Here is a 26,879-nt window from a genome sequence, read left to right as displayed (position 1 = left end):
TCACCCGCCGCGAAGACGCGGCGACCTCTCCCCGCAAGCGGGGAGAGGTTAAGAGACCTACACGGCCATCTTCCGATGCAGCACGGGCACGCCGCTCAGCTCCTCCGCCGCGTCGACGATCGCATTCGCGTCGATGCCGTGGTGGCGATAGAGATCGCCGATGGTGCCGGTCTGGCCGAATTGCTCGACACCCAGCGCTTCCATGCGATGACCGCACACACTGCCGATCCAGCCCAAAGTCGCCGGATGGCCGTCGAGCACGGTGACGATGCCGCAGTCGCGCGGCAGCGGCTGCAGGAGCTTCTCGATGTGGCTCAGATGCTGCGGATTACGCCTGTCGCGGCGGATCTTTCGCGCCGATGTCCAGCCGGCATGGAGACGGTCGGCTGACGTGATCGCCAGCAGGCCGATGTCGCGATGGCTGTCGCCGAGCAATCCCGTTGCCTCGATCGCCTCCGGCGCCAGCGTGCCGGTATAGGCGATTACCAGATCGCAATTGGCGCCGGGCTTGCGCAGCCAATAGGCGCCATCAGTGATGCCCTGCTGCAGCTCCGGCGTCATCATGCGCTGCGGCTGCTCGATGGTGCGCGTGGAGAGCCGCAGATAGACCGAGCCGCCGGCACGCTGGCCGCTGTCATCAGTGCCCGCGTCGCGCTGCATGTGCTGGAAGCCCCAACCCATGATGACGGCGAGCTCATCGACGAAAGCCGGCTCGAACGATGCAAGACCGTCCTGCGCCATGCCAATTAGCGGCGTCGCGATCGACTGATGAGCACCGCCTTCCGGCGCCAGCGTGATGCCCGACGGCGTCGCCGCCACCATGAAGCGGGCATCCTGATAGCAGGCATAGTTGAGCTGATCGAGACCACGCTCGATGAAGGGATCGTACAGCGTCGCGACCGGCAGCAGGCGGACGCCGTTGATGCTGCTCGACAGGCCCAAGGCTGACATCAGGATGAACAGGTTCGCCTCGGCGATGCCGAGTTCGAGATGCTGGCCCTTCGGCGAAAAGTCCCAGTTGAAGGTGGAGGGGATCTTCTCGCTGCGGAAGTGATCGGCCTTCTCGGCGCGTGCGAACAGCCCACGCCGATTGACCCATGCTCCGAGGTTCGTCGACACGGTGACATCGGGCGACGCGGTCACGATGCGCGACGCCAGTTCGGTATCGCCGCGTGCCAGCTCATGCAGGACGAGGCCGAAACCCTGCTGCGTCGACATTTCCGGCGACGGCTTGAACGACAGATGCGCGGGAACGTCGATCACATCAGCGCTCAGGCGCCGCGTGCCCTGCTGCACGAAGGGCACATCCTTCAGGAAGGCATCGAGCTTCGCAGCGTCCTGTGTCAGCCCCTCATACCTCTCCCATTCATGGCCGGGCCGGATGTTCTGCGCCGCGCGCCAGGTCTCCATCTGGGTCGGCGTCATCAGGCCGGCATGGTTGTCCTTGTGGCCCTGGAACGGCAGGCCGACGCCCTTGATGGTGTAAGCGATGAAGCAGACCGGACGATCGTGATCGATGGCTTCGAAAGCCTCGACCATGCTGGCCATGTCGTGGCCGCCCAAATTGGACATCAGCGCCAGCAGTTCCTCGTCGCTGCGCGCCTCGATCAGGCGCGACACCGGACCCTGATCGCCGATCTCGTCGTTGAGCCGCTTGCGGAACGCTGCGCCGCCCTGGAAACACAAAGCCGAATAGATCTGGTTCGGACAGTTGTCGATCCAGGTCTTGAGTGCCGCGCCGCCGGGCTCGGCAAAGGCGGCGTCCATCAGCCGGCCATACTTCACGATCACCACGTCCCAGCCAAAGTTGCGGAACATGGATTCGAACTTCTCCCAGAGACCCTCGCGCACCACGGCGTCGAGGCTCTGGCGGTTGTAGTCCACGATCCACCAGGTGTTGCGCAGCCCGTGCTTCCAGCCTTCAAGCAAGGCTTCGAAGATATTGCCCTCGTCCATCTCGGCATCGCCGACCAGCGCGATCATGCGGCCTTCGCGGCGGTCCTTCATCCAGCCGTGAGCCGAGACGTAGTCCTGCACCAGCGATGAGAACAGCGTCTGCGCGACGCCGAGGCCGACCGAGCCGGTGGAGAAATCGACATCGTCGATATCCTTGGTGCGCGACGGATAGCTTTGCGCCCCCTTGAAGCCGCGGAAGTTCTCGAGCTTCTCGCGCGCCTGGTTGCCGAACAGATACTGGATGGCGTGGAACACCGGACTCGCATGCGGCTTCACCGCGACGCGGTCTTCCGGCTTCAGCACGGCGAAATACAGCGCCGACATGATCGTCGCCAGCGAAGCGGACGACGCCTGATGGCCGCCAACCTTGAGGCCGTCGGTATTGGGGCGGATGTGGTTGGCGTTATGGATGGTCCATGACGAGAGCCAGAGCACCTTGCGCGCCAATGCGGTCAGGGTCTGCACGCGATGGTGATCGATCGGCATGGTGGGCTCCCGCGTCGGCCAGCTGTGCTGGTTCGTGATGAGGTCGCCATTCTAGCAGGCGCCCCAAAGGGATTTTCTCAATTCATCGCGACAACCACGGCCATATTGGGATAAATGAATTGTTCTGGCTCCAATTTCATGGAATTTTCCCAATGTCAGCCCTCGACGCAATCGACCGCAAGATTCTCGCCGCGCTGCAGATCGACAGCCGCATCACCATGCAGGAGCTTGCCGAAAGGGTCGGGCTATCGATCTCGCCGTGCCATCGCAGGGTGAAATTGCTGGAGGAGCGCGGCGTCATCACCCGCTATATGGCGCTCGTGGACCAGAAGGAGATCGGGCTTCCGGTCAGCGTCTTCATCTCCATCAAGCTCGTGCGACAGAAGGAGGAAGACCTCAATCGTTTCGCCAAGGCGATTTCGAAATGGGAGGAAGTGCTGGAGTGTTATCTGATGACAGGGAACCGCGACTATCTCTTGCGCGTCGTCGCGGCGGATCTGTCATCCTATGAAGCATTCCTGAAGAACAAGCTGACCCGGCTCGACGGCATCGCCTCGATCGAATCCAGCTTCGCCCTCAGCCAGGTGAAGTATTCGATCGCACTGCCGGTGTGAGGGCCCAGAGCTAGCTGGCTCGCTTCACCGTGGCGGCGGTACCACCCGGGGCGCTGACGACGCTCTGGTAGTGCGCAATCGGCTGCGGGCGGCCGATCAGGAAACCTTGGATCTCTGCACAGCCCTCGGCGGCAAGAAACGACAGTTGGGCGACGGTCTCGACGCCCTCGGCGATCACCGGGAGCTTCAACGAGCGGCCGAGCCCGATGATAGCGTGAACAATAGCCGCGGACTGCGGATTGTCCTCGAGCTTGGCCACGAAGGTCTGGTCGATCTTGATCTTGTCGAAGGGGAAGGCCTGCAGATAGCTCAGGCTCGAATAACCCGTGCCGAAATCGTCCATGGCGACGCGAACGCCCAGTTCCTTGACGGCGTGCAGGATCGCGATGGCACCAGCAAAGTCGTCAATCAGCACGCCTTCGGTGATCTCGATCTCGACACGCTTTGGGCAGAGACCGGTTTCCGCCAGAACGGCGGCGAGCATCCCGGGCACATCGCCGCGCTGAAAGTTGACTGGCGACAGGTTGATGGCGATCGACAGCGGATTGACCCAGGTCGCCGCCTCGCGACAAGCCTCGCGCACCACCCACTCGTCGATGGCGCCTATCAGACCGCTCTCCTCCGCCAGCGGAATGAACACCGTCGGCGAGATGATGCCGCGCTCGGGATGCCGCCAGCGCAGCAGAACCTCGAAGGCGACCACAGCGCCCTCGGTGGTCGCCTGCGGCTGAAAATAGAGCTGGAATTGCTTGTTCTCGACCGCCACCACGAGATCACGTTGCAGCAGTCGCTTCTCGCGGATGTGCTGATCCATCGCAGCCTCGAAGAAGCGGATGGTGCCGCGTTCCTCGGCCTTGGCGCGATCAAGCGCCAGATCTGCATGCGCAATGAGAGCTTCGATATCCTGGCCGTCCTGCGGATAGACCGAGATGCCGATACTACAGCGAACATTGACGTGCTGGCCGTCGATCTGAAACGTATTATCGAGAATGTCCGACAACCGCGCACAGAGATCTTCCGCTGTTTGCGGCTCCGCGCCGAGATGAGACACGATCGAGAAGATATCGCCACTCGGCCGTGCCAGAAATGCACCCTTGCAGGCTTGCGCCAGCCGCTTCGCCAGCTCGGCCAATACGGCGTCTCCAGCGGCCTGGCCGTATACATCATTTGTCTCTCTGAAGCGGTCGATATCGATCCGCGCGATCGCAAACGAGCCGTGTCCCGCCGAGGCCTCTTTGAAGACGCGGGCCAGATGTTCGTTGAAGGCAACACGATTGGGCAGATCGGTGATCGGATCGTGCCGCGCGAGATGCACGATCCGCGCTTCGCTGAGTTTGCGGTCGGTGATGTCGGCGTGGGTCGCGACCCAGCCGCCATTCTTCATCGGCCGGTAGCGCACATTGATGGCGCGTCCATCCGGCAGCTCGGCGGTCTGGCTGCTCGGCACGCGATCCGCGAGCGCCGTCCGCATCTTCATCTCATAACTATCCATATCGACGAACAGCGTGCCAGCCGCCGCGCGAATTGCCAACACCTGATCCTCGGTCGTGCCGGCGAACATTTTCGCCGGCGGGATATTGTACATGCGCATGTAGCTTTCGTTCCACAATTCGAGCAGGCCATCAGCGCTATACATGCATAAGCCCTGCTCCATATTGTTGAGCGCCGCATCGAGCTGCAGATTGCGCTTGCTCATGCTGCGGCGGGTGCGCTGATCTGTTACGGCAACGACGAGGCCCGCGATCACCACGGCGGCGGTAAAGGCCGCAATGGCCAGCGACAGTTCGATCGGCGACAGCAGACTTTGGTTCTCAGCAGCTGCGGCATTGTAGGTCAGATCTATCGCGCCCATGGCGACGAAGTGATGTACGCAGATCGCGAGCGTCAGAAGCAGTGCGGCAACGAGCAGCTTGCCGGACCGGTCGGCAGTCTGGGCAACGAGGATTGCCAACGCGGCAATCACCATGCCGCCGACGACCGACACCGTCACGAGGTCCGGCATCCACTGGATGATGGCGGGGATGCGCAGCGACGCCATGCCCATATAGTGCATGCAGGCGATGCCGAGGCCGATCACCGCGCCGCCGGCCAGCGCGTTCCGTTTGGTTCGATTGAACAGCGCGATGGCGAAGCCGGCCGTGGTCATCACTGCAGAGGCGACGAGCGAACAGGCGGTGATGATGAGGTCGTAGTGGAGTTCGAAACCAGGCGTGTATGCGAGCATCGCGATGAAATGCGTCGCCCATGTGCCGAAGCCGGTGACCGCGCCTGCGGTAATCAACCACGCAAGGCGCGTGTCGGGCAATGCGGTGCGCGCACGCGTGAACAAGTTGACGGCAGCAAGGCTGGAGAGAAAACACACCGCTGCCGCCAGCAGAATCTGCCGCCAGTCATGCTGCAACTCGATGCAATTCCAGACTCGTAGCATAAAGATACCAACATATGACGAGATATCGAAGCATAGCGCGTGCAACGTTCGGAATGTTTAAAACTCACGGAAAAATTGCACAGAAGAGCTGTTATTCTTAAGCCGCGATAAAGCCCGAAATATGCCGGGTATCATCGTCCACGTTTGCGGAAAAATATGCAACACATTCGGATGTACCCACCGCAAGCGCCATGGCTCAGGGGAAATCGAGCTATGGGGACGACCTGTCTCGATCAACAGCTCATCATTACGCGCTCGGATAAGGTTCCGCCGGCGCGGTGACCTGCGCGCGGCGCACGCGTTCGCGATGTGCGGTGTAGACACCGCTGGCGATGATGATTGCAGCACCGGCGAAAGTGACAGCATCGGGCACTTCGCTAAACAGGAAGAAGCCGATCAGCGTCACCCACACCAGCTGCACATAGGAGAACGGCGCCAGTACCGATGCATCCGCATAGCGGAAGGCCAATACGACAATCCAGTGGCCGACAGTAGCGGCAACGCCAATACCAACACCGAGCGCGATCTGCGTCCAGCTCGGCACGATCCAGTAGAACGGCACGATGACACTGAGCACGAGAAAGCCGGTGATCGCCGAGAACGCCATCGTGGTGATGGCGCGGTCGGCCCCGCTGATTTTGCGCGTCAGCACCAATGCGGTCGCCCAGCCCAGCGCCGAAATGATCGGAAAGATCGTACCGGGCTGAAACGCCGCGGTACCCGGCCGCACGATGATCAATACGCCCAGAAGCCCTGCGATGGTGGCGGTCCAGCGGCGCAGACCGACCTTTTCGCCGAGGAAGAGAACCGATAGCCCGGTGACGAATAGCGGCGAGATGAAGCCAGTCGCAGTCGCTTCCGCGATCGGCAGATAACCGAGCGCCATGATGAAGAAGATCGACGAACACAACAGGCCCAGCCCGCGAAATACCTGCAGCAGCGGCCGCGTCGAGCGCATCGGATTGCCCGAGGCCGGCGCCAACACGATCGGCAGCAGGATCACGACGAACACCAGAAAGCGGATCCAGGCGATCTCCACCGATGGCATGCCCGTGCGCGACAGATATTTCGCCATCGCGTCCGATGACGCCAGAAACGCCGTCGAGCAAATGATCATCAGAATGCCGCGCAGCGGCCGGTCGGTATGGCGATGCGCCGATACAGGGGCAGCAGTCTTCGGCGGCGGAACATGGCTTGTCACGAGCGGGGACCAATATGCGGGCTCGTCGGTGCATGCGAGCCGAATCGAATACGGCTCACAAAACGACGATCACGAGGCCGGGACAACTGCCGATATCAGGACACGGATATGCAGGCAGGCAAAAAAGCCTATGCCGGCCGATGCATCAGCGGCCAGCGTGCAGCGCAACATCGATTACCGCATCCCTACAGCATCGGCAGACTGGAAGGCTCCCGGCCGAGCGGGAATACCTTTCCAATATCAGCCAGTTCGGCCGCGCTGAGCGTCAATGCACTCGCCGCCGCGTTGTCCGCCGCATGGGCGGCCGAAGACGCCTTCGGAATTGCGAAGACCGTTGGCTGACGGATCAGGAAAGCGAGCGCCACCTGCCGCGGCGTGGCCAGATGGGCATCGGCGATCTGCTGCAGGATTTTGCCGCCCGGCGAGCGCGTCGACGGGAAATCATTATGACCGAACGGCGAATAGGCCACGACGGCGACGCCATGGCTCTCGCACCACGGGATCACGCGATGTTCGATGGCGCGCTCCTGCAAATGATAGAGCACCTGATTGCAGGCGATGGCGCCCTTGCCTGCAAGTTTCGACAGTTCGTTGAGATCGTCGACATCGAAATTGCTGACGCCCCAGGAGGCAATCTTGCCGGCGGCCTTCAACTCTCCGAAGGCAGCAACGGTCTCGGCAAGCGGCACCTGACCGCGCCAGTGCAGCAGGTAGCAATCGAGCCGGTCAGTCCCCAGCCGCTTCAGCGAGCGCTCGCAGGCGGCGATGGTGCCCTTCCGTGATGCGTTGCTCGGCAGCACCTTGGAGACCAGGAACACCTCGTCGCGACGGCGGGCGATGGCCTCTGCAATCACGAGTTCCGCGTCACCATACATTTCGGCCGTGTCGATATGGCTCATGCCGGCATCGAGGCCGGCCTGCAGCGCCCTGACCACCGCAGCGCGGTCACTGTGGTCGATATACCAGGTGCCCTGCCCGATGACTGAGGCGTCGCGCTTGGTTTGGCCGAATGGATTGTGTCGCATGGTGCGCCTCCGCCTCCCGCGGCAATGAGGCACACGGGAGTGGACTTTAGCGCATCAATTCAGAGGAGTCAGTGGCTGATCATCCACGGCCGCGCTGTCGGGAAGCTCTTGGCGCCCGAGCGGGTCTGCTTCACCAGTCGCGACGGCTTCTTGCCGGAACAGCAGCCGCAGCCAGCCCCGTGCGCGGCCTTGTATTCCGCCGATGTCTTCGGCGCGTTGCGGCTGCGCTCGTTGGTGGCGTGGGCCTTGCGCTTGTCGGAGGGCATGCAGAAGAACGCCGGCGCGGTCAGGATCACACGCGGTGCCTGTGTCGCGCAATGCGGACAGCTCTGCGGATCATCGCATTCGGCCATCGGCCGCATGTCGGTGAACGGACCGCAATCGTCGCAAAGATATTCATAGACCGGCATGGCGCTTCACTCTCGTTCGCACATTAGAAAAAGGTGCTGCGGGGTCGTGACGCCAACCCCGCAGCCGAGTTGACCGCGTTACTTGTCCGGCGAGAGCGGCATCTGGATGTCGCCCTTGATGTGCTTGATCGGGCCCGCCGACGACGGATTGATGTCGAAGTCGAAGATCTGCGTCGGCAGCCATAGTGTGGCGCAGGCATTGGGCACATCGACGACGCCGGAGATGTGGCCCTGCACCGGCGCGGTGCCGAGGATCGAATAGGCCTGCGCGCCGGAATAGCCGAACTTCTTCAGATATTCGATGGCATTCAGACAGGCCTGACGATAGGCGATATGCACGTCGAGATAATGCTGCTTGCCCTGCTCATCGACAGAGATGCCTTCGAAGATCAGGAAGTCGTTGTAGTTCGGCGTCATCGGTGACGGCTTGAACACGGGGTTCTTGATACCGTATTTCGACACGCCGTCCTTGATGACATCGACCTTGATGTGCAGCCAGCCGGCCATCTCGATGGCGCCGCAGAAGGTGATTTCGCCGTCGCCCTGCGAGAAGTGCAGGTCGCCCATGGAGAGACCGCCGCCAGGGACATAGACCGGGAAATAGACCTTCGAGCCGCGCGACAGATCCTTGATGTCGCAATTGCCGCCATGCTCGCGCGGCGGCACGGTGCGTGCGCCTTCGGCCGCAGCCTTCTCCTTCGCCTCACCCTTCAGCCGACCCATATGAGCAGTCGGGCCGAACGGCGGATTGGCAAGGCCGGGCACGCGGGTCGGGTTCGTCGCGATCAGCGCGGTCTCGCGCTCGTTCCAGGTGGCGAGCAGTTTCGGATCTGGCAGACAGCCGATCAGACCGGGATGGATGAGGCCGGCGAAATTCACGCCCGGGATATGGCGCGACGAGGTGTACATGCCCTTGAAGTCCCAGATCGACTTCTGCGCTTCCGGGAAATGATCCGTCAGGAAACCGCCGCCATTCTGCTTGGAGAAGAAGCCGTTGAAGCCCCAGAGACTATCCTTCATCGGGCCGACATCGAGCAGGTCGACCACGAGCAGGTCGCCGGGCTCCGCACCCTTGACGCCGATCGGGCCGGACAGGAAGTGCACAATCGACAAATCGATATCGCGCACGTCGTCGGCGCTGTCGTTGTTCTTGATGAAGCCGCCGGTCCAGTCATAGGTCTCGACGACGAAATCATCGCCGGGATTGACCCATGCGACCATGGGAATGTCCGAATGCCAGCGGTTGTGAATCATGTCGTTGTCGTAGGCCGATTGCGTAAGGTCGACCTTGATCAGTGTATCTGGCATTCAATGCTCCCCTTCGGTTACTGGTCTTGGTGGTTGGACGCGTGGTGAATTAGACGGACAGGTACTTGGCGATCTGCGCGGCATCGATGCCCTCGCGGGCTTCGTCGCGAACGATCTCACCATTCTCGATCACCAGCACGCGGTCGGCGACATCGAGCGCGAAACTCAGCACCTGTTCGGAGACAATGATCGAAAGACCCTTGGTGTCGCGGATGTGCTTCAGCGTGCGGGCCATGTCCTTGATGATCGACGGCTGGATGCCTTCGGTGGGTTCATCCAGCAGCAGCACCTTCGGCTTGGTGGCGAGCGCGCGGGCGATGGCAAGCTGCTGCTGTTGGCCGCCGGAGAGATTGCCACCGCGGCGGCCCTTCATTTCCAGCAGCACCGGGAACAGCTCATAGAGATCGCCCGGCACTTCCTTCTCGCCGGAGGCGACAAGGCCGGTCTCGATATTCTCCTTCACCGTCATATGAGAGAAAATCATGCGGCCCTGCGGCACGTAAGCGAGGCCGCGCGCGACGCGCTCATAGCTCTTGAGCGCACCGAGCTCCTTGCCCTCCATGGTCACCGAGCCGGACTTGGTCGGCACGATTCCCATCAGCGATTTCATCAGTGTGGTCTTGCCCATGCCGTTGCGGCCCATGATGGCCACGATTTCGTTGGGCTGCACCGAGACATTCAGGCCATGCAGGACTTCGCTCTGGCCGTAAGCGACGTGGAGATCGTTGATCGCGAGCATGATGATCTCCTCAATGACCCAGATAAACTTCGATGACCTTGGGATCGTTCTGAACCTTCTCCATGGTGCCTTCGGACAGGATCTGTCCCTGATGCAGCACGGTCACCTTGTGGGCGATGTCCTCGACGAATTTCATGTCGTGCTCGATCACCAGCACCGAGCGGTTCTTGATGATCGTATTGAGCAGCTCCGCCGTCTTGACGCGCTCGCTGACGCTCATGCCGGCGACGGGCTCGTCGAGCATCAGCAGGTCTGGATCCTGGATCAGCAGCATACCGATCTCGAGCCACTGCTTCTGGCCATGCGAGAGCACATCGGCATACATGTTGAGGCGATCCTTCAGGAAGATCATCTCGGCGACTTCCTCGACGCGTTCGCGCACCGCCGCATCACGCTTGAACATCAGCGAACCGAACACCGAGCGCCCACGCGGATAGGAAATCTCCAGATTTTCGAAGACGGTGAGATCGTCATACACCGACGGTGTCTGGAATTTGCGGCCGACGCCGGCCTGCACGATCTGGTTTTCCTTCAGCTTGGTCAGCTCCGTGCCACGGAACTGCACCGAGCCCGACGTGGCTTTGGTCTTGCCGCAGATCAGATCGAGGACGGTGGTCTTGCCCGCGCCATTGGGGCCGATGATGACGCGGATCTCGTTCTCCTCCACATAGAAGGAGAGATCGTTGACCGCCTTGAAGCCGTCGAAGGAAACGGTGAGCCCTTCGACCGCGAGCAAAAACTCTTTGGGCTGATGTCCGATGAGCATGATGTCCCCTTACTCGGCCGGCGCGCCGTCGGCGGCGGATTTGATGGCCCAAGCCTTCTTGGATTTAGACGAGCGCATGGCAATCAGGCGATCGATGTGGCGCGCCACGTGATCGCGCCAGATGCCGGACAGGCCATTGGGGAAGAACAGCACCACGGCAATGAACAAGCCGCCGAGGCCGAACAGCCAGAGCTCGGGGAAGGATTCCGACAGCATGGTCTTTGCGTAGTTCACCAGTAGCGTGCCGTAGACCGCACCGAAGATGGACATGCGGCCACCCACGGCCGTGTAGATCACCATCTCGATGGACGGCACGATGCCGACAAAGGACGGCGACATGAAGCCGATCTGCAGCGTGAACATGGCGCCGCCGATTGCCGCGAACATCGCCGCGGCACAGAAGGCGAAGATCTTGAAATTGGCGACGCTGTAGCCGGAGAAGCGGACGCGGTCCTCCTGTTCGCGCATCGCCACCAGGATGCGGCCGAGCTTGGTCAGGCGGATAAACTGCGCGGTGATGATACAGGCGAACAGCACGAAGACTTCGAAGAAGTAGAGAATGACCTTGGCGTGATCGGTGCGGATGTCCCAGCCGTTCAGCGTGCGCAGGTCGGTCATGCCGTTGATGCCGCCGGTGTAACCCTGCTGGCCGATGATCAGGATGGTGGCGATCGCTGCGATGGCTTGGGTGATGATGGCGAAATAGACGCCGCCCACGCGGCGTTTGAACATCGCAGCGCCGATGATGAAGGCCAGTAGCGTTGGCACCACGAGAATGGCGATGATCGTCAGCGTCAGCGAGTGAAACGGCTTCCAGAACATCGGCAGCGACGTGATCTGGTTCCAGTCCATGAAATCCGGAATGCCGGGGGTCGACTGGATCTTAGTGTTGGCGACGCTGGAGGCTTCCAGCTTCAGGAACATCGCCATGCAGTAGCCGCCGAGGCCGAAGAACACGCCCTGCCCGAGGCTTAGGATGCCGCCATAACCCCAGCACATCACAAGGCCCAAGGCGACGAAGGCATAGGTCAGATATTTGGCGACGAGGTTGAGACGAAACACATCGAGAAACAGCGGCAGGATCACCGCGAGCAGCAGCAGCAGCGACAGGAAACCGAGAAGCTCCGAGCGGTTGAAGAAGCGTGAATTGATCATGTGATGATTGCCCTGCTCTGTCTGTACTGCACGCGCTTACTTGCGGACCTTGAGGGCGAACAGGCCCTGCGGCCGGATCATCAGGATCGCGACGATGGTGAGCAGCGTCAGCACTTTGGCCATTGAGCCGGACATGAAGAACTCCATGGTCGACTGCGCCTGGGAGATGGTGAAGGCCGAGGCAATGGTGCCGAACAGGCTGGCCGCGCCGCCGAACACCACGACGAGGAACGTGTCGACGATGTAGAGCTGGCCGGAGGTCGGGCCGGTCGAACCGATCATGGTGAAGGCGGAGCCCGCGATCCCCGCGATGCCGCAGCCGAGGCCGAAGGTGTAGCGGTCGACCTTCTCGGTATTGATGCCGACGGCGCCGGCCATCACGCGGTTCTGCACCACGGCGCGAACCTGACGACCCCAACGCGACTTGTACATGATGTAGGCGACCACCATGGTGATCCCCAGCGTCAGCACCATCACGAAGATGCCGTTGATCGGCACCTCGATCGTATCGGTGACCTGCTTGGAGCCCATCATCCATTGCGGCAGCTCGACACCAACTTCGCGCGCACCGAACACCGAGCGATAGGCCTGCTGCAGGATCAGGCTGAGACCCCAGGTCGCCAGCAGCGTGTCGAGCGGACGCTTGTAGAGATGCCGTATCAGCCCCCATTCGACCAACATCCCCAGCGCACCGGAGGCGATGAAGGCGAGGATCATGGCGACGAAGAAGTAGCCGGAGAACAGCGACGGCAGATGCGACTGGAAGAAGCTCGACGTCAGCCAGGTAACGTAGGCGCCGAGGATCATGAATTCGCCATGCGCCATGTTGATGACGCCCATCTGCCCGAAGATGATTGCGAGGCCGAGTGCCATCAGCACATAGACCGAGAACAGGATCAGGCCGGCAAAGCCCTGCATTGCAAAGATGGCGCCAAGGTCGCCAATCGAATAGTCGCCGAACATCGATCCGTCCTCCGTCAGGGAAAGGGTCCCGCGCCGCGCGATGAGACGCGACGCGGGGTTGTCGTGCGCGGATAGGTCGTCCGCGCCAGGGAGAAGCTGCGCGGAGGCACGCTCCGCGCTTGAGGAGGACGGCTTACTGGTAGCCCTTGGGGAACGGATCCGGCTCGATCAGTTCGGGCGTCTCGTAGACGACCTTGAACTGGCCATCGAGCTGGGCCTGGCCGACGCGGGCCTTGGACCACAGATGGTGGTTCGGATGGACCTTGACGTAGCCTTCCGGCGCCTTGGTGAATTCGATACCGGCAGACGCAGGTGCGATCTTGTCGATATCGAAGGAGCCGGCCTTTTCGACCGTCATTTTCCAGAGCCACGGGCCGAGATAGGCGGCCTGCGTCACGTCGCCGATCACGGTCTTCTCGCCCCACATCTTCTTGAAGGCAGCGACGAATTCCTTGTTGTTCGGATTATCCAGCGACTGGAAGTATTTCATACAGGCATAGGCGCCCGCGATGTTTTCACCACCGATGCCGTCGATCTCGTCCTCGGTTACCGAAATGGTCAGCATGGTCTGCTTCGACAGGTCGATGCCGGCCGCCTTGAGCTGCTTGTAGAAGGCGACGTTGGAGCCGCCGACCACGGCCGCATAGATCACGTCGGGCTTGGTCAGCTTGATCTTGTTGATCACCGAGTTGAACTGGGTGTGGCCGAGCGGGAAGTATTCTTCCCCCGACACTTTGCCGCCGAGCTTGCCCTCGATGTGCTTGCGGGCGATCTTCATCGACGTGCGCGGCCAGATATAGTCCGAGCCGATCAGATAGAAGCTCTTGCCGTTCTTGGTCTTGGAGACCCAGTCGAGGCCGGCGAGGATCTGCTGGGTAGCTTCCTGACCCGTATAGATCACGTTCTTCGACTGCTCGAGACCTTCATAGAAGGTCGGGTAGTAGAGCATGCCGTTATATTGTTCCATGACCGGCAGCACCGCCTTGCGGGAGGCCGAGGTCCAGCAGCCCATGATGGCAGCGACCTTGTCATTGACCAGCAACTTCTTGGCCTTTTCAGCGAAGGTCGGCCAGTCCGAGGCACCGTCTTCCTGGATGAACTTGATCTTGCGGCCGAGCACGCCGCCCATGGCGTTGATCTGGTCGATGGCGAGCTTTTCAGCCTGAACCGAGCCGGTTTCCGAGATCGCCATCGTACCGGTGACGGAATGCAGAATGCCGACGGTAACTTCCGTATCGGTAACCGCAAGGCCGGTGGTATTGATGGCCGAGGTGGCCGGCGCCTGCGCAAAAGATGTGCGCGGAAGCAGCGACATTGCCGGCAAAGCCGCCATGCCCATCAGCAGTTTACGCCGCAACGGCGAGTGCAAGCCCGGTTTCTTCTCGTCTGACATTTCAACCCCACTGGTTCGAGTACGCCTATTGGTGAGGCAAGCATTGCTGAACTTGTGCGGTGCACGGATACGCGAGATCGCGTATACTGCACCGCAAAATGCCGACGTAGGTTTTTGCATCACGCAAACATGCGTAGTTTGACAGGGTCAGGAGCGAAGTAGTGGCAGGGCGGCAGCGTATCGACCGCGTGAGACGCCAGTACAATCAATGGGTCGCCAACCAGACCCTGGAGGATTACGCACTCCGCTTTACGGCGAAGAGCGCCAGGCGCTGGTCCGCCGCGCGGGTCGCCAACACGGCATTGGGCGCCATTTCGTTTCTCGCCCTTGAGGCCATCGGCGGCACCATCACCATCAATTACGGCATGACCAACGCCACCGCTGCGATCCTGGTGGTCAGCGTCATCATCTTCTGCTGCGGACTGCCGATCGCGTATTATGCCGCAAAATGCGGCATTGATATCGATCTCCTCACCCGCGGTGCCGGTTTCGGCTATATCGGCTCGACTGTTACCTCGCTGATTTATGCGTCTTTCACCTTCATCTTCTTCGCCATCGAGGCGGTCATTCTCGCCTCGGCGCTGGAGATGTGTTTCGATATTCCACGCCCCATCGGCTACCTGATATCGGCCGTGGTCATCATCCCGCTGGTGACCCATGGCATCACGCTGATCAGCCGTTTCCAGCTCTGGACCCAGCCGATCTGGCTGGTGCTCAACCTGCTGCCTTTCGCAGCCATCGCCTATGCCAGCCGCGACTCCTTCGTGGCCTGGACCAAATTTCCGGGCGACCACGGCAGCGCCGCCGGTCATCTCGATCTCCTGCTGTTTGGCACGGCCGCTTCGGTCGTATTCTCGCTGGTCGCGCAGATCGGCGAACAGGTCGACTTCCTGCGCTTCCTGCCGCGCGACCGCCGCAGCTCGCGTGCGAGCTGGTGGGTGGCGCTGCTGTGCGCGGGCCCGGGCTGGATCATTGTCGGCGCGATCAAGCTGCTGGCCGGCTCGTTCCTCGCTTATTTCGCGCTGACCCACGGCGTCTCGGCCGAGCACGCCGCCGAGCCCGCGCATATGTATCTCGAAGCGTTTCGCTATGTGCTGTCGCAGCCTGATCTGGCGCTCGCTTTGACAGGAACCTTCGTGATCCTGTCGCAGCTCAAGATCAACGTCACCAATGCCTATGCCGGCTCGATCGCCTGGTCGAATTTCTTCTCGCGCCTCACCCACAGCCATCCCGGCCGCGTCGTCTGGCTGGTGTTCAATGTGCTGGTCGCGCTGCTGCTGATGGAAATCGGCGTCTACAAGGCGCTGGAGCAGACGCTGGCGCTGTACTCGAACGTTGCGATTGCATGGGTCGGCGCGCTGGTGGCCGATCTGGTCATCAACAAGCCACTCGGGCTGCGCCCGCAGCAGATGGAGTTCAAGCGCGCGCATCTCTACGACATCAACCCGGTCGGCGTCGGTGCCATGCTGGCAGCAACCGTGATGTCGGTCAGCGCCTTCTATGGCCTGTTCGGGCCCACGGCCAAGGCGCTATCGCCTTTCGTGGCGCTGATCACCGCGCTCGCCACCGCCCCCATCATCGCCTTCGCGACAGGCGGGAAATACTACATTGCCCGCAAGCCGAAGCGCGCCTGGCAGAACATGGCAGCGATCCAGTGCTGTATCTGCGAACATTCGTTCGAGCCCGAGGACATGGCGCATTGCCCGGCCTATGCCGGCCCGATCTGCTCACTGTGCTGCTCGCTCGATGCGCGTTGCCACGATCTCTGCAAGCCGCATGCGCGGATCGACGCACAGATGTCGGCGACGTTCGGCAAATTGCTGCCGGAGCCGATCCTGGCCCGGCTCAATTCGCAGCTCGGCCATTATCTTGGCGTGTTCGTGATCGCTGCCGGTCTCGTCGGCCTGACGCTGGGACTGATCTATCTGCAGACCTCCGCCGCATCGCCGGGAGACAGTGCGCAGGTCTCGGAAGTGCTGTGGAAAGTGTTCTTCGCGCTGGCGATCATCATCGGCGTGGTGGCATGGCTATTCGTGCTGGCCAAACAAAGCCGCCGCGCCGCTGAAGCCGAGACCAAGCGGCAGACCACCCTGCTGATGCAGGAAATCGACGCGCACAAGCGCACCGATGCCGAACTGCAGCGCGCCAAGGAGGTCGCAGAATCCGCCAACCTCGCCAAGAGCCGTTATGTGGTCGGCCTGAGCCACGAGCTGCGATCGCCGCTCAATGCCATCAGCGGCTATGCGCAGCTATTGGAACAGGACGAGAGCCTGCAGACCCGCCCGCGCGATCAGGTGCGTGTCGTTAAGCGCAGCGCCGATCATCTCTCCGGATTGATCGACGGCATTCTTGATATTTCCAAGATCGAGGCGGGGCGCCTTTATCTCTCGCGCGACGAAGTCCGTCTCACCGATTTCCTCGATCAGCTCGTCGGCATGTTCCGCCTGCAGGCCGCGGCCAAAGGGATCGACTTCGTATTCCGACGGCCGAACATCCTACCAACGGTCGTCTATGCGGACGAGAAGCGGCTGCGCCAGATCCTGATCAACCTGCTCTCCAATGCCATCAAGTTCACCCAACACGGCAGCGTGCAGTTCGTAATCCATTACCGCAGCCCGGTCGCCGAATTCGAAATCATCGACACCGGACCAGGCATCCGGCCGGATGATCTCGAGCGCATCTTCGCTCCGTTCGAACGCGGCGCGCTCGGCGCAGCGCAGCCGCATACGGGCACCGGCCTTGGCCTCACCATCAGCAAATTACTCGCCGGCGTGATGGGTGGCGATATCCGCGTCGCCAGCGAGGTCGGCACCGGCAGCACGTTCCGCGTCAAGATGCTGTTGTCCGAAGTGACCAACCCGACGCGCATCGCGCCGGTGGATGCGCCGATCTATGGCTATCACGGTATCAGAAAGACCATTCTCGTGACCGACGACGATCCGACGCAGCGCGACCTCTTGCGTCAGGTGCTCACGCCGCTGGGCTTCATCCTTCTGAGCGCGCCCGATGGCCAGGCCTGCCTCAGCCTCGCCCAGCATTGCCGTCCGGACCTGTTCCTGCTGGATATTTCCATGGCCGGCATGGACGGCTGGACCGTCGCGGAGAAGCTACGGTCGTCGGGCCACCATCAAGCGCGTATCCTGATGGTCTCGGCCAGCGCGCTGGAAGCCCATGGCGCGCCGCTCGCCCAGCCATTCCATGACGGCTACCTGATGAAGCCGATCGAACTGCCGCGGCTGCTGGAACAGATCGGACAACTCCTGAAGATCGAATGGCAATACGAACGCGACGAAGTGGCACCGCTGCCGCAATGGACGCCCAATAGCGGCGCCCGGCCGCCCGTGCATCATGTAGAGGAACTCATTAGCCTCGGGCAGATGGGGCACATTCGCGCCATCCAGTTGAAGCTCGACGAGATCGGCAATGAACACCCCGAACATGCCGACTTCGTCGCGCAGATGCGCTCGCTGATCGATCGTTTCGACCTCGATCAATACATGGCCACCTTGAAGACGCTGTACACCTATGACCACTGAATCCAAAAAGCGCGACGTCGCACTGGTGGTAGATGACTCGCCGGAAACATTGCGGCTGCTAACTGATGCCTTGGACGGCGCCGGCATGACCGTGATGGTGGCCATGGACGGCGCCGCTGCGATGCGCATTGTCGAACAGATCACGCCGGACATCATCCTGCTGGATGCCGTCATGCCGGGAATCGACGGCTTCGAAACCTGTCGCCGGCTGAAGCGCGACGCGGGCCTCGGCGACGTGCCCGTGATTTTCATGACCGGGCTCTCCGAGACCGAACATATCGTGCGCGGACTCGAGGCCGGCGGCGTCGATTACGTCACCAAGCCGATCATCATCGAGGAAATGCTGGCGCGGATCCGCGTGCATCTCGCCAATGCGCGGCTGACGCAGAGTGCGCGCACCGCGCTCGATGTCTCCGGACGCTTCCTCCTTGCCGTGAGCAACAAGGGCAATATCCTCTGGGCCACACCGCAGGCGCAGAAATTGCTCAGCGATCACCTGATCGCCGCCCCCAATGATGAATTGCTGCTGCCACCAGTCATGATGCAGTGGCTCGAACAGATGCAGCGGCCGGGCGCCAAACCGGCACCATCATCGGGCTTTCCGAGCAACGAGCTGCTGCGTCTGCAATATATGGGGAAAGTCGGCTCCGACGAATTCCTGCTGCGGCTCGCCAAGGAAAACGCGCCAACCGCTCCCGCCGAATTCAGCAAGGAGCTTGGCCTCACCGGCCGCGAGGGCGAAGTGCTGTCCTGGCTCAGCAAGGGCAAGAGCAACCGTGATATCGCGCAGATTCTTGGCCTCAGCCCCCGCACCGTCGATAAGCATCTTGAGCAGATCTACGCCAAACTTGGCGTCGAGAACCGTACTGCGGCTGCAGCAATTGCGGTGAATGCGAGCCACAGACGGCAATAGCCGCGACGTGATCGTCGCGTAGTTCGACCGCTGCTCCAATCGGTCTGATACTGCACCGCACGCGCGGCATCGCGGCGCGTGCTCGCACCTTTCCACGCGCGAATTCGCTATTGACAAACCTTTTCGCCAATATCTAATTTGTCGAAAAACAGAGAATGAATGGCCCAACACGAGGCCGCATTGGGGAGAGAAACAGATGACACGCCAGTTCCTGGTGTGCGCAGCCGCGCTCACGCTTTGGACATCCACTGCCTCCGCTCAGGTCTCCGACGACGTCGTTCGCATCGGCGTTCTCACCGATCTCTCAAGCTGGGGGCGCGACAACAGCGGCCCCGGCTCCGTCGAAGCCGCGAAGATGGCGCTCGAGGAATTCGGCCCGACCGTTCTCGGCAAGCCGATCGAGATCATCAGCGCCGATCATCAGATGAAGTCTGACGTCGGCATCCAGATCGCGCGCAACTGGTTTGATGCCGGCAAGGTCGACGCCGTTGTCGATATCCCGAACTCCGCCATCGCCATCGCGGTTCATAATCTGGCGAAGGACCGCAACAAGATCGCGCTGCTGTCTGGCCCCGGCGCAAGCACGCTCACGGATGAGCTGTGCAGCCCCAACACGGTCCACTTCACCTACGACACCTACGCGCTTGCGAAGGTGACGGCCTCTGCTGTAGTCGCCGGCGGTGGAAAGTCATGGTTCTTCATCACCGCCGACTACGCCTTCGGCAATCAGCTTGAACAGGACGCGACGCGCTTCATCAAGGCGAGCGGTGGCACCGTGCTGGGCGGCGTTCGCCATCCGACCAACACCGCCGACTTCTCATCCTTTGCGCTGCAGGCGCAGAACTCGAAGGCTGAAGTCGTCGCCTTCGCCAATGCCGGCCAGGACACTGACAATTCGATCAAGCAATCCGGTGAATTCGGCCTCGTGAAGGGCGGCCAGAAACTGGTCGGCCTGCTGATGTTCGACACCGACGTTCACGCAATCGGACTCGAGGCTGCCCAAGGCACCTATCTCACGACAGCATCGTACTGGAACATGGACGACAAGACGCGCGCCTGGTCGAAGAAATTTTTCGAACGCACCAAGGTGATGCCGACCATGATCCAGACCGGCGTTTATGGCTCGGTGCTGCACTATCTCCAGGCCATCAAGGCTGCCGGCACCGACGATCCGGCCAAGGTGATGGCCAAGATGCGCGAACTGCCCATCGAGGACACGTTCGTGCATGGCGGCAAGCTGCGCGAGGACGGCCGCGTCATTCGCGACATGTATCTGGCCCGCGTCAAGAAGCCGTCGGAATCCAAAGAGCCGTGGGATTATCTCGACATCGTCAAGACCGTGAAGGGCGATGACGCGTTCCGGCCCATCTCTGAATCGAAATGCCCATTACTGAAAAAGTAAGGTCTCATGGCTGCTGATCCCAAAGCGAATATTGAGCTCTATGAATGCGACGTACTCGTCGCCGGCTCCGGCTGCTCCGGCATGTCGGCGGCGATTACCGCCAAACATAGCGGGCTCGATGTCCTGATCGTCGAAAAGGAGCCGCGGTTCGGTGGCACGACCGCACGCTCCGGCGGCTGGCTGTGGATTCCCGGCACCTCGCTGGCGCGCGCCTGGGGCATCAATGAAGGCCCTGACGAGGCGCGCACCTATCTGCGCCACGAGGCCGGCAACAGTTACGACGCCGCACGCGTCGATGCGTTTCTCGCCGCAGGGCCCGAAGCGGTTGATTTCTTCACAAGCAAGACGGCGGTGCGCTTCGATATGCCGCTGACTTTTCCCGACTACGATGCGGAGGCGCCCGGCGGCAAGCAGGGCGGCCGTTCCATGGTGGCGCGGCCGTTCGACGGGCGTGAGCTCGGCGAACATATCAAAGATATCGGCGCGCCCCTGCCCGAACTGACGGTGTTTGGCATCATGCTTGGCTCCGGCAAGGACATCATCCATTTCATGCGCGCGACCAAGTCGCTGACCTCGGCGGTCTATGTGGCCAAGCGGCTGTCGAAGCACTTCATGAACGTGCTGCGCTATGGCCGCGGCATGACACTGACCAACGGCAACGCACTCGCCGGCCGGCTCGCCAAGTCGGCCTTCGACCTCAAGATCCCGCTCTGGCTATCGTCCCCGGTGCGTGAACTGATCATCGAGAACGGCGCGGTCCGCGGCGCCATCATCGAACGCAACGGCAAGCGCGTCCGCATCTTCGCACGCCGCGGCGTGGTGCTCGCATGCGGCGGCTTCCCGCATGACATCGAACGGCGCAAGGCAATGTTTCCGCATGCACCGACCGGCCGAGAGCACTATTCGCCCGGTCCAACCGGCAATACCGGCGACGGTCTTCGTCTGGCCGAATCCGTGGGCGGCCGTGTCGAAGATTCATTGCCGAATGCCGCTGCCTGGGTGCCGGTCTCGGTCACTCATCGCAAGGATGGCAGCAAGGGCGTGATGCCTCATTTCATTGACCGCGCCAAACCGGGTGTGATTGCCGTGATGCGCGACGGTGCCCGCTTCGCCAATGAAGGCAATTCCTACCACGCCTTCGTTCAGCAGATGATGAAGGCAGCGAAGCCCGGCGAGGAAATCGCGGCCTGGCTCGTCTGCGACCACCGCGCCTTGCGCCAATACGGACTCGGCGCCGTGCCGCCCTTCCCGATGTCGATCGGCCAGTATCTGAACTCGGGCTATCTCATCAAGGGCAACACGCTCGAAGAACTCGCGGGCAAGGCCGGCATCGACGCCGGCGGCTTTGTCACCACTGTCGCGCAATTCAATAACACCGCCGCCGAAGGCCGCGATCCCGCCTATGGCAAGGGCTCACGCGCCTATAATCGCTATCAGGGTGACGCCAATCACGGGCCGAACCCCTGCGTAGCACCCATCGAACAGGGGCCATTCTATGCCATCAAGATGGTGATCGGCGATCTCGGCACCTATGCCGGCATCAGGACCGATGCGCAGGCACGCGCGCTCGATGCCGGCGGTCAGGTCATCAACGGCCTCTATGCGGCCGGCAACGACATGGCGAGCATCATGGGCGGCAACTACCCCGGCGCGGGTATCACGCTCGGCCCCGCGCTCACCTTCGGCTATATCGCCGGCCGCCACCTCGCCGGCACACCGGTAAAGGCGGCATGATGGCCAGCTTCGCACCCCATCTGCTCAAGGGTCAATTGGCGCTTGTAACGGGTGCCGGCGCCGGCAACGGTCGTGCGATTGCGCTGGGGCTGGCTGCACATGGCGCCGATGTTATGGTGGCCGACATCGACCGCGATGGCGCCGCACGCACGGCCGGCGATATTGCAGCCACCGGGCAGCGGTCATGGCATCATCATCTCGACGTCACGGATGTCGATGCCTGCCAACAGCTCGCGCAGACCGTCAAGGCGAGTGCCGGCGACATTTCGATCCTGATCAATAATGCCGGCATCATCATTCGCGAGGGCATCGACTCCGAGCGCGCGGTTGAGAACTGGCGGCGCGTACTCGACGTCAACCTCAACGGCGTGTTTAACGTCACCCATGCCTTCCTGCCGGCCTTGCGCGCCCGGCGTGGCAGCGTGATCAATCTTGCCTCCATCGCCTCTTTCGTCGGCGTCGCCGATACGCTCGGCTATTCGCCGTCCAAGGGCGGCGTGAAGCTTCTGACGCAAGCGCTGGCGCGCGAAGTCGCCAAAGACGGCGTGCGCGTCAACGCCATTGCGCCCGGCGTGATCGAGACGGCCATGACCGAAGCGACACGCAACGATCCCGCACGATTGGCGGGCTTCCTCGGCCGCACGCCGCTGGGCCGCGTCGGCCAGCCCGATGAGCTGATCGGCCCCGTGGTCTTCCTCGCCTCCCCCATGGCGTCCTATGTCACAGGCGTGACCTTGCCAGTGGATGGAGGCTTTCTGGCCGTGTAGTGTCCGCGGCACTGGTTTGGGGCAAGCATGGCTAAAGAGAGTCGCGGTATTCAGTCGATCGAGGTCGGGGGTGAATTGCTGCAAGCGCTGGTGCGCAATGGGGAACCGATGATGCTGCGGGATCTGGCCCGCGAGGCCGGAATGTCACCGGCCAAGGCGCATCCCTATCTCGCCAGTTTCTCCCGCATCGGCCTGATCGAGCAGGACCCCTCCACCGGCCGCTATGAATTCGGTGCGCTCGCCCTCGAACTCGGCATCGTCACGCTGCGGCGCCTGTCGGCGGTTCGCGTCGCAACGCCGGCCATCACGGCATTGGCCGGCACCATCGACCACGCCGTCTCGCTGGCGATCTGGGGTACCCATGGACCCACCGTAGTGCGCATGGAGGAGCCCAGTCATCCCGTACATATCGCCATGCGCGTGGGCTCCACGGTATCGTTGCTCGAAACCGCGACAGGGCGGATATTCGCGGCATTCATGCCACCCGCAACCATCAATGCCGCGCTCACCGAGGATCTCGATCGGCTCTCGATCGGCTACGACCCGAACCGGAAGATAAAAGGCCCGGCCATCGACAAGATCCTCGCCGACATTCGCACGCGCGGGCTGGCCCGCGCCGTTGGCGAACCCCTGCGCGGCGTTAATGCCTTCTCCGCACCGGTGTTCGATCACAGCGGCGCGGTGGTTCTCGCCGTGACCGCCATGGGCGCGGTGGGCACCTTCGACGTCAACTGGAACAGCCCAATCGCCAGCGCCCTGCTCGATTGCACCAATGCGATCTCGCGTCGGCTCGGCCGCGACGTCAAGGACTGAGCAGCGCAGCAATCTGCGTAAGATGCGTGCAGCGTGCAAAGTTGTCTGACAACCCGACGCGTGGCCTTGTCGCCCCAGTCCATCGTGTTACGATCCCTTAGGCGCATCTCCGGTCCACGGGGAGCGACCATAAAATCACCGCCGGTCAAGGCGGCTCGAGGGAGGATGACACATGGCTCTTTACGGCCCGACACGTCGTGCCTTTGTGCAGGGGGCGCTCGCCACCAGCGCGCTTGGCCTCACCGGCATTCCAGCTTTCGCCGATCCCGCCTGGAAGAAGTACGCAGGCACCACGATTGAAGCCAATCTGATCAAGGGTCCGCGCGGCGAACTGCTGCAGAAATACGCCTCCGAATTCACGGAACTAACCGGCATCAAGGTCGAATCCGAAGTGATCCCGGAGCAACAGCAGCGCCAGAAGGCCGTGATCGAGCTCACCTCGGGCAAGCCCAGCTTCGACGTCGTGCATGTCAGCTACCACGTCCAGAAGCGCCAGTTCGAAAAGGCCGGCTGGCTCGCCGATCTCACCGGCTTCATGAAAGATCCGAACCTCACCGCGCCGGATCTGAAAGTTGAAGACTTCTCCACCGGCGGTCTGCAATTCGCGCAGAACGACAAGGGCCAGATGCATTCACTGCCGTGGTCGGTGGACTATTTCATCCTGTACTACAACAAGGAAATGTTCGCCAAGAAGGGCGTCGCAGTTCCGAAAACCATGGATGAGATGGCAGCCGCCGCCGAGAAACTCAACGATCCCGCCAACGGCATCTATGGTTTCACCGGGCGTGGCCTCCGCAACGCCAACATGACGCTGTGGACCAACTTCTTCCTCAACTATGGCGGCGAATTCCTCGACGCCAAGGGCAACATCCTGACCGATGGGCCCGAGGCGATCGAAGCGACCAAGATGTATCAGCGTCTTCTGACCAAGACGGCACCTCCCGGCGTCGCGGGCTTCAACTGGATGGAGTCGATGGCCTCGCTGACGCAGGGCCGCGCGGCCATGTGGATCGACGGTGTCGGCTGGGCACCGCCGATCGAGGATCCCAATGCGTCGCGCGTGGTCGGCAAGATTGGCTACACCGTCGTGCCCGCCGGACCGAAGGGGCAATTCTCCGCCGCCTATGGCGACGGCATCGGCATCGCCAAGACCAGCACCAAGAAGGAAGCCGCCTATCTCTATTGCCAATGGGCGGTGTCGAAGACCATGGGCGCCCGGCTGTTGCAGAGCGGCGGCGGCGTGCCGTTCCGCAATTCGATCCTCAATGACGAGACGGTGCGCAAGGGCGTGAAGAACCAGGAGTGGCTGGATTCGGTGATCGCCTCGGCCAAGATCAGCAAGCTCGGCCTGCCGGTCATCGTGCCTGTCGCCGAATTCCGCGACCTTGTCGGCGCCGCTGTGACTGCGACTTTGGCAGGCGCGGATCCGGCTACCGAGCTGAAGAAGGCCCACGAACAGTTCCGGCCGATTCTGGAGCGCAGCGAAAAATCGTGAGCGAACTGACAGCGGGAAAGGCAGTCGCCAAAACGACCGCAACGGTCGGGGCCGAAACGGCGACTGCGAAAAAGAACGAGTGGCGGCCAATTTCCTATTGGCCGTTCGTGATTCCAGCGATGATCGTCGTCATGGCGGTCATCATCTTCCCGTGGGTCTATACGATCTGGATGAGCCTGCACGAATGGAAGGTCGGCCAAGCGCCGACTTTCGTCGGCTTCGCCAATTATCTCAGGCTGCCAAGCGATGCGCGTTTTGTGGAATCCGTGGGGCACACCCTGGTCTATACGGCGCTATCGGTCGCGCTGCCGCTGATCCTTGGCACGCTGGCGGCGGTGATCTTCAACAACAAGTTTCCGCTGCGCGGCTTCTTCCGCGGGCTATTCATCCTGCCGATGATGGCAACGCCGGTCGCTATCGCCTTGGTGTGGACGATGATGTTCCACCCGCAGCTCGGCGTGCTGAACTATCTGCTATCGCTGTTCGGCCTACCGCCATCGCTCTGGGTGTTCCATCCCGCCACCGCAATCCCGTCGCTGGTGCTGGTGGAAACGTGGCAATGGACGCCGCTGGTCATGCTGATCGTGCTCGGCGGCCTCAGCGCCATTCCGACCGAGCCCTATGAAAGCGCCCAGATCGACGGCGCGACACCGTGGCAGACCTTCCGCTACATCTCGCTGCCGATGATCACGCCGTTCCTGTTCATCGCGGCGATGATCCGCATGATCGACGCCGTGAAGAGTTTCGACATCATCTTCGCCATCACCCAAGGCGGTCCCGGCAGCGCCTCGGAAACCATCAACCTCTATCTCTACAGCGTCGCCTTCGTCTATTACGACGTCGGCTATGCCTCCGCGATCGTGGTCGTATTCTTCGCGCTCATCGTTGCCCTCGCCGGCGCGCTCTTGCATCTGCGCCAGCGCACCCACTGGAACGAAGCCGGAGGCAGTGCCTGATCATGCGGGACTTTCTCAACAAACTCGGCCTGACCTTCGCCTTCATCGTCATCGTCTCGCCAGCGGTGCTGTTCTTCCTCTGGATGCTGTCGCTGTCGCTGAAATTCGAGATCGACAACGCTTCCTATCCGCCGGTCTTCATCCCCGAGCGCATCAATTGGGGCAATTACGCCGCCGTCATCGAATCCAAGCGATTCATGACTTATTTCTTCAACACGCTGATCGTCACCGGCTCGGCGACCTTGTTCGCTCTCATCATCGGCGTGCCTGCCGGGTACGGCATCGCGCGCATGCGCGCGCGCAAATCCGCCATCGTCATCCTGATCGCGCGCATCACGCCCGGCCTGTCCTACCTGATCCCGCTATTCCTGCTGTTCCAATGGCTCGGCCTGCTCGGCACGTTGTGGCCGCAGATCATCATCCACCTTGTGGTGACAGTGCCGATCGTGATCTGGATCATGATCGGCTATTTCGAGACGACACCGATGGAGCTCGAAGAATCCGCCATCATCGACGGCGCCACCCGCTGGCAGGTGTTCCGCCACGTCGCGCTGCCGATTGCTCGCTCCGGCATCGCCGTTGCCTTCATCCTCTCGGTGATTTTCTCCTGGAATAATTTCGTGTTCGGCATCGTGCTGGCAGGACGGGAAACGCGGACATTGCCGGTCGCGGTCTACAACATGATCTCATTCGATCAATTGAGCTGGGGGCCGCTGGCAGCGGCCGCCCTGATCGTGACGCTGCCGGTGCTGCTGCTGACGATGTTTGCACAAAGGCAGATCGTGGCGGGACTGACCGCGGGCGCGGTGAAGTGACGAG

General features: G+C 61.7%; 21 protein-coding genes. 10 read left to right on the top strand and 11 right to left on the bottom strand.

The annotated features are described in order from the left end of the window. Positions 1-57 precede the first annotated feature (57 nt). Entirely contained in the window at positions 58-2,442 is a 2,385-nt protein-coding gene (locus AB8A23_RS14285; RefSeq protein WP_439059381.1) for a transketolase, read from the bottom strand. A gap of 152 nt (positions 2,443-2,594) precedes the next feature. On the opposite strand from AB8A23_RS14285, the gene AB8A23_RS14280 reads away from it, so the two are divergent. Further along, positions 2,595-3,056: an Lrp/AsnC family transcriptional regulator gene (locus tag AB8A23_RS14280; protein WP_439059382.1), complete on the top strand. Its 462-nt coding sequence runs from the start codon at positions 2,595-2,597 to the stop codon at positions 3,054-3,056. Between the two features lie 10 nt (positions 3,057-3,066). On the opposite strand, the gene AB8A23_RS14275 is transcribed toward AB8A23_RS14280, so the two are convergent. The 10 genes from AB8A23_RS14275 to urtA all read right to left on the bottom strand — a co-directional run bounded on the left by AB8A23_RS14275 (position 3,067) and on the right by urtA (position 14,444). Next, positions 3,067-5,484 carry a bifunctional diguanylate cyclase/phosphodiesterase gene (locus AB8A23_RS14275; RefSeq protein WP_439059383.1) on the bottom strand — a complete coding sequence of 806 codons (2,418 nt, stop codon included), beginning with the start codon at positions 5,482-5,484 and terminating at the stop codon, positions 3,067-3,069. A gap of 247 nt (positions 5,485-5,731) precedes the next feature. Continuing rightward, positions 5,732-6,685, bottom strand: a complete 954-nt coding sequence (locus AB8A23_RS14270) for a DMT family transporter (protein ID WP_414716979.1) — start codon at positions 6,683-6,685, stop codon at positions 5,732-5,734. A 185-nt stretch (positions 6,686-6,870) separates the two neighbouring features. After that, on the bottom strand, positions 6,871-7,710 hold the full coding sequence (locus AB8A23_RS14265) for an aldo/keto reductase (RefSeq protein WP_439059384.1): 840 nt from the start codon (positions 7,708-7,710) through the stop codon (positions 6,871-6,873). A gap of 68 nt (positions 7,711-7,778) precedes the next feature. Continuing rightward, positions 7,779-8,120, bottom strand: coding sequence for an FmdB family zinc ribbon protein (locus tag AB8A23_RS14260; protein WP_439059385.1), 342 nt, complete (start codon positions 8,118-8,120; stop codon positions 7,779-7,781). 78 nt (positions 8,121-8,198) lie between these two features. Further along, positions 8,199-9,428: a formamidase gene (gene fmdA / locus AB8A23_RS14255; RefSeq protein WP_439059386.1), complete on the bottom strand. Its 1,230-nt coding sequence runs from the start codon at positions 9,426-9,428 to the stop codon at positions 8,199-8,201. Positions 9,429-9,477: 49 nt separating this feature from the next. Next, the gene (gene urtE / locus AB8A23_RS14250; protein ID WP_068735526.1) at positions 9,478-10,167 is read right to left on the bottom strand and encodes an urea ABC transporter ATP-binding subunit UrtE; all 690 of its coding nucleotides are present in this window, start codon (positions 10,165-10,167) and stop codon (positions 9,478-9,480) included. Positions 10,168-10,177: 10 nt separating this feature from the next. After that, a complete protein-coding gene (gene urtD / locus AB8A23_RS14245) occupies positions 10,178-10,933 on the bottom strand; it encodes an urea ABC transporter ATP-binding protein UrtD (RefSeq protein WP_068735525.1) in 756 nt (251 codons plus the stop codon). A gap of 9 nt (positions 10,934-10,942) precedes the next feature. Further along, the gene (gene urtC / locus AB8A23_RS14240) at positions 10,943-12,088 is read right to left on the bottom strand and encodes an urea ABC transporter permease subunit UrtC (RefSeq protein ID WP_175366595.1); all 1,146 of its coding nucleotides are present in this window, start codon (positions 12,086-12,088) and stop codon (positions 10,943-10,945) included. A gap of 36 nt (positions 12,089-12,124) precedes the next feature. Continuing rightward, positions 12,125-13,051 carry an urea ABC transporter permease subunit UrtB gene (gene urtB, locus AB8A23_RS14235; protein ID WP_089265233.1) on the bottom strand — a complete coding sequence of 309 codons (927 nt, stop codon included), beginning with the start codon at positions 13,049-13,051 and terminating at the stop codon, positions 12,125-12,127. 133 nt (positions 13,052-13,184) lie between these two features. Then, a complete protein-coding gene (gene urtA / locus AB8A23_RS14230) occupies positions 13,185-14,444 on the bottom strand; it encodes an urea ABC transporter substrate-binding protein (RefSeq protein ID WP_089265234.1) in 1,260 nt (419 codons plus the stop codon). 161 nt (positions 14,445-14,605) lie between these two features. On the opposite strand from urtA, the gene AB8A23_RS14225 reads away from it, so the two are divergent. The 9 genes from AB8A23_RS14225 to AB8A23_RS14185 all read left to right on the top strand — a co-directional run bounded on the left by AB8A23_RS14225 (position 14,606) and on the right by AB8A23_RS14185 (position 26,875). After that, positions 14,606-17,980, top strand: coding sequence for a hybrid sensor histidine kinase/response regulator (locus tag AB8A23_RS14225; RefSeq protein WP_184518869.1), 3,375 nt, complete (start codon positions 14,606-14,608; stop codon positions 17,978-17,980). Continuing rightward, a complete protein-coding gene (locus tag AB8A23_RS14220; RefSeq protein WP_089265236.1) occupies positions 17,970-18,893 on the top strand; it encodes a response regulator in 924 nt (307 codons plus the stop codon). Before AB8A23_RS14225 ends, AB8A23_RS14220 begins: the two co-directional genes overlap by 11 nt. Before the next feature lie 196 nt (positions 18,894-19,089). Continuing rightward, positions 19,090-20,295, top strand: a complete 1,206-nt coding sequence (locus AB8A23_RS14215; protein ID WP_115029955.1) for an ABC transporter substrate-binding protein — start codon at positions 19,090-19,092, stop codon at positions 20,293-20,295. Positions 20,296-20,301: 6 nt separating this feature from the next. After that, positions 20,302-22,029 carry an FAD-dependent oxidoreductase gene (locus AB8A23_RS14210; RefSeq protein WP_439059387.1) on the top strand — a complete coding sequence of 576 codons (1,728 nt, stop codon included), beginning with the start codon at positions 20,302-20,304 and terminating at the stop codon, positions 22,027-22,029. After that, complete coding sequence (locus AB8A23_RS14205) at positions 22,029-22,796, top strand: SDR family NAD(P)-dependent oxidoreductase (RefSeq protein ID WP_439059388.1); 768 nt, start codon at positions 22,029-22,031, stop codon at positions 22,794-22,796. Before AB8A23_RS14210 ends, AB8A23_RS14205 begins: the two co-directional genes overlap by 1 nt. A gap of 27 nt (positions 22,797-22,823) precedes the next feature. Then, positions 22,824-23,609: an IclR family transcriptional regulator gene (locus AB8A23_RS14200; RefSeq protein ID WP_120291451.1), complete on the top strand. Its 786-nt coding sequence runs from the start codon at positions 22,824-22,826 to the stop codon at positions 23,607-23,609. Positions 23,610-23,781: 172 nt separating this feature from the next. After that, on the top strand, positions 23,782-25,104 hold the full coding sequence (locus AB8A23_RS14195) for an ABC transporter substrate-binding protein (protein WP_439059389.1): 1,323 nt from the start codon (positions 23,782-23,784) through the stop codon (positions 25,102-25,104). Further along, the gene (locus AB8A23_RS14190; protein ID WP_439059390.1) at positions 25,101-26,060 is read left to right on the top strand and encodes a carbohydrate ABC transporter permease; all 960 of its coding nucleotides are present in this window, start codon (positions 25,101-25,103) and stop codon (positions 26,058-26,060) included. Before AB8A23_RS14195 ends, AB8A23_RS14190 begins: the two co-directional genes overlap by 4 nt. A gap of 2 nt (positions 26,061-26,062) precedes the next feature. After that, on the top strand, positions 26,063-26,875 hold the full coding sequence (locus AB8A23_RS14185; RefSeq protein ID WP_068735498.1) for a carbohydrate ABC transporter permease: 813 nt from the start codon (positions 26,063-26,065) through the stop codon (positions 26,873-26,875). Positions 26,876-26,879: the final 4 nt, after the last annotated feature.

This window comes from Tardiphaga sp. 619_E2_N8_4 (genome assembly GCF_051810905.1).
Lineage (GTDB): Bacteria > Pseudomonadota > Alphaproteobacteria > Rhizobiales > Xanthobacteraceae > Tardiphaga > Tardiphaga robiniae.
This window is presented reverse-complemented; position numbering and strand designations above follow the sequence as displayed.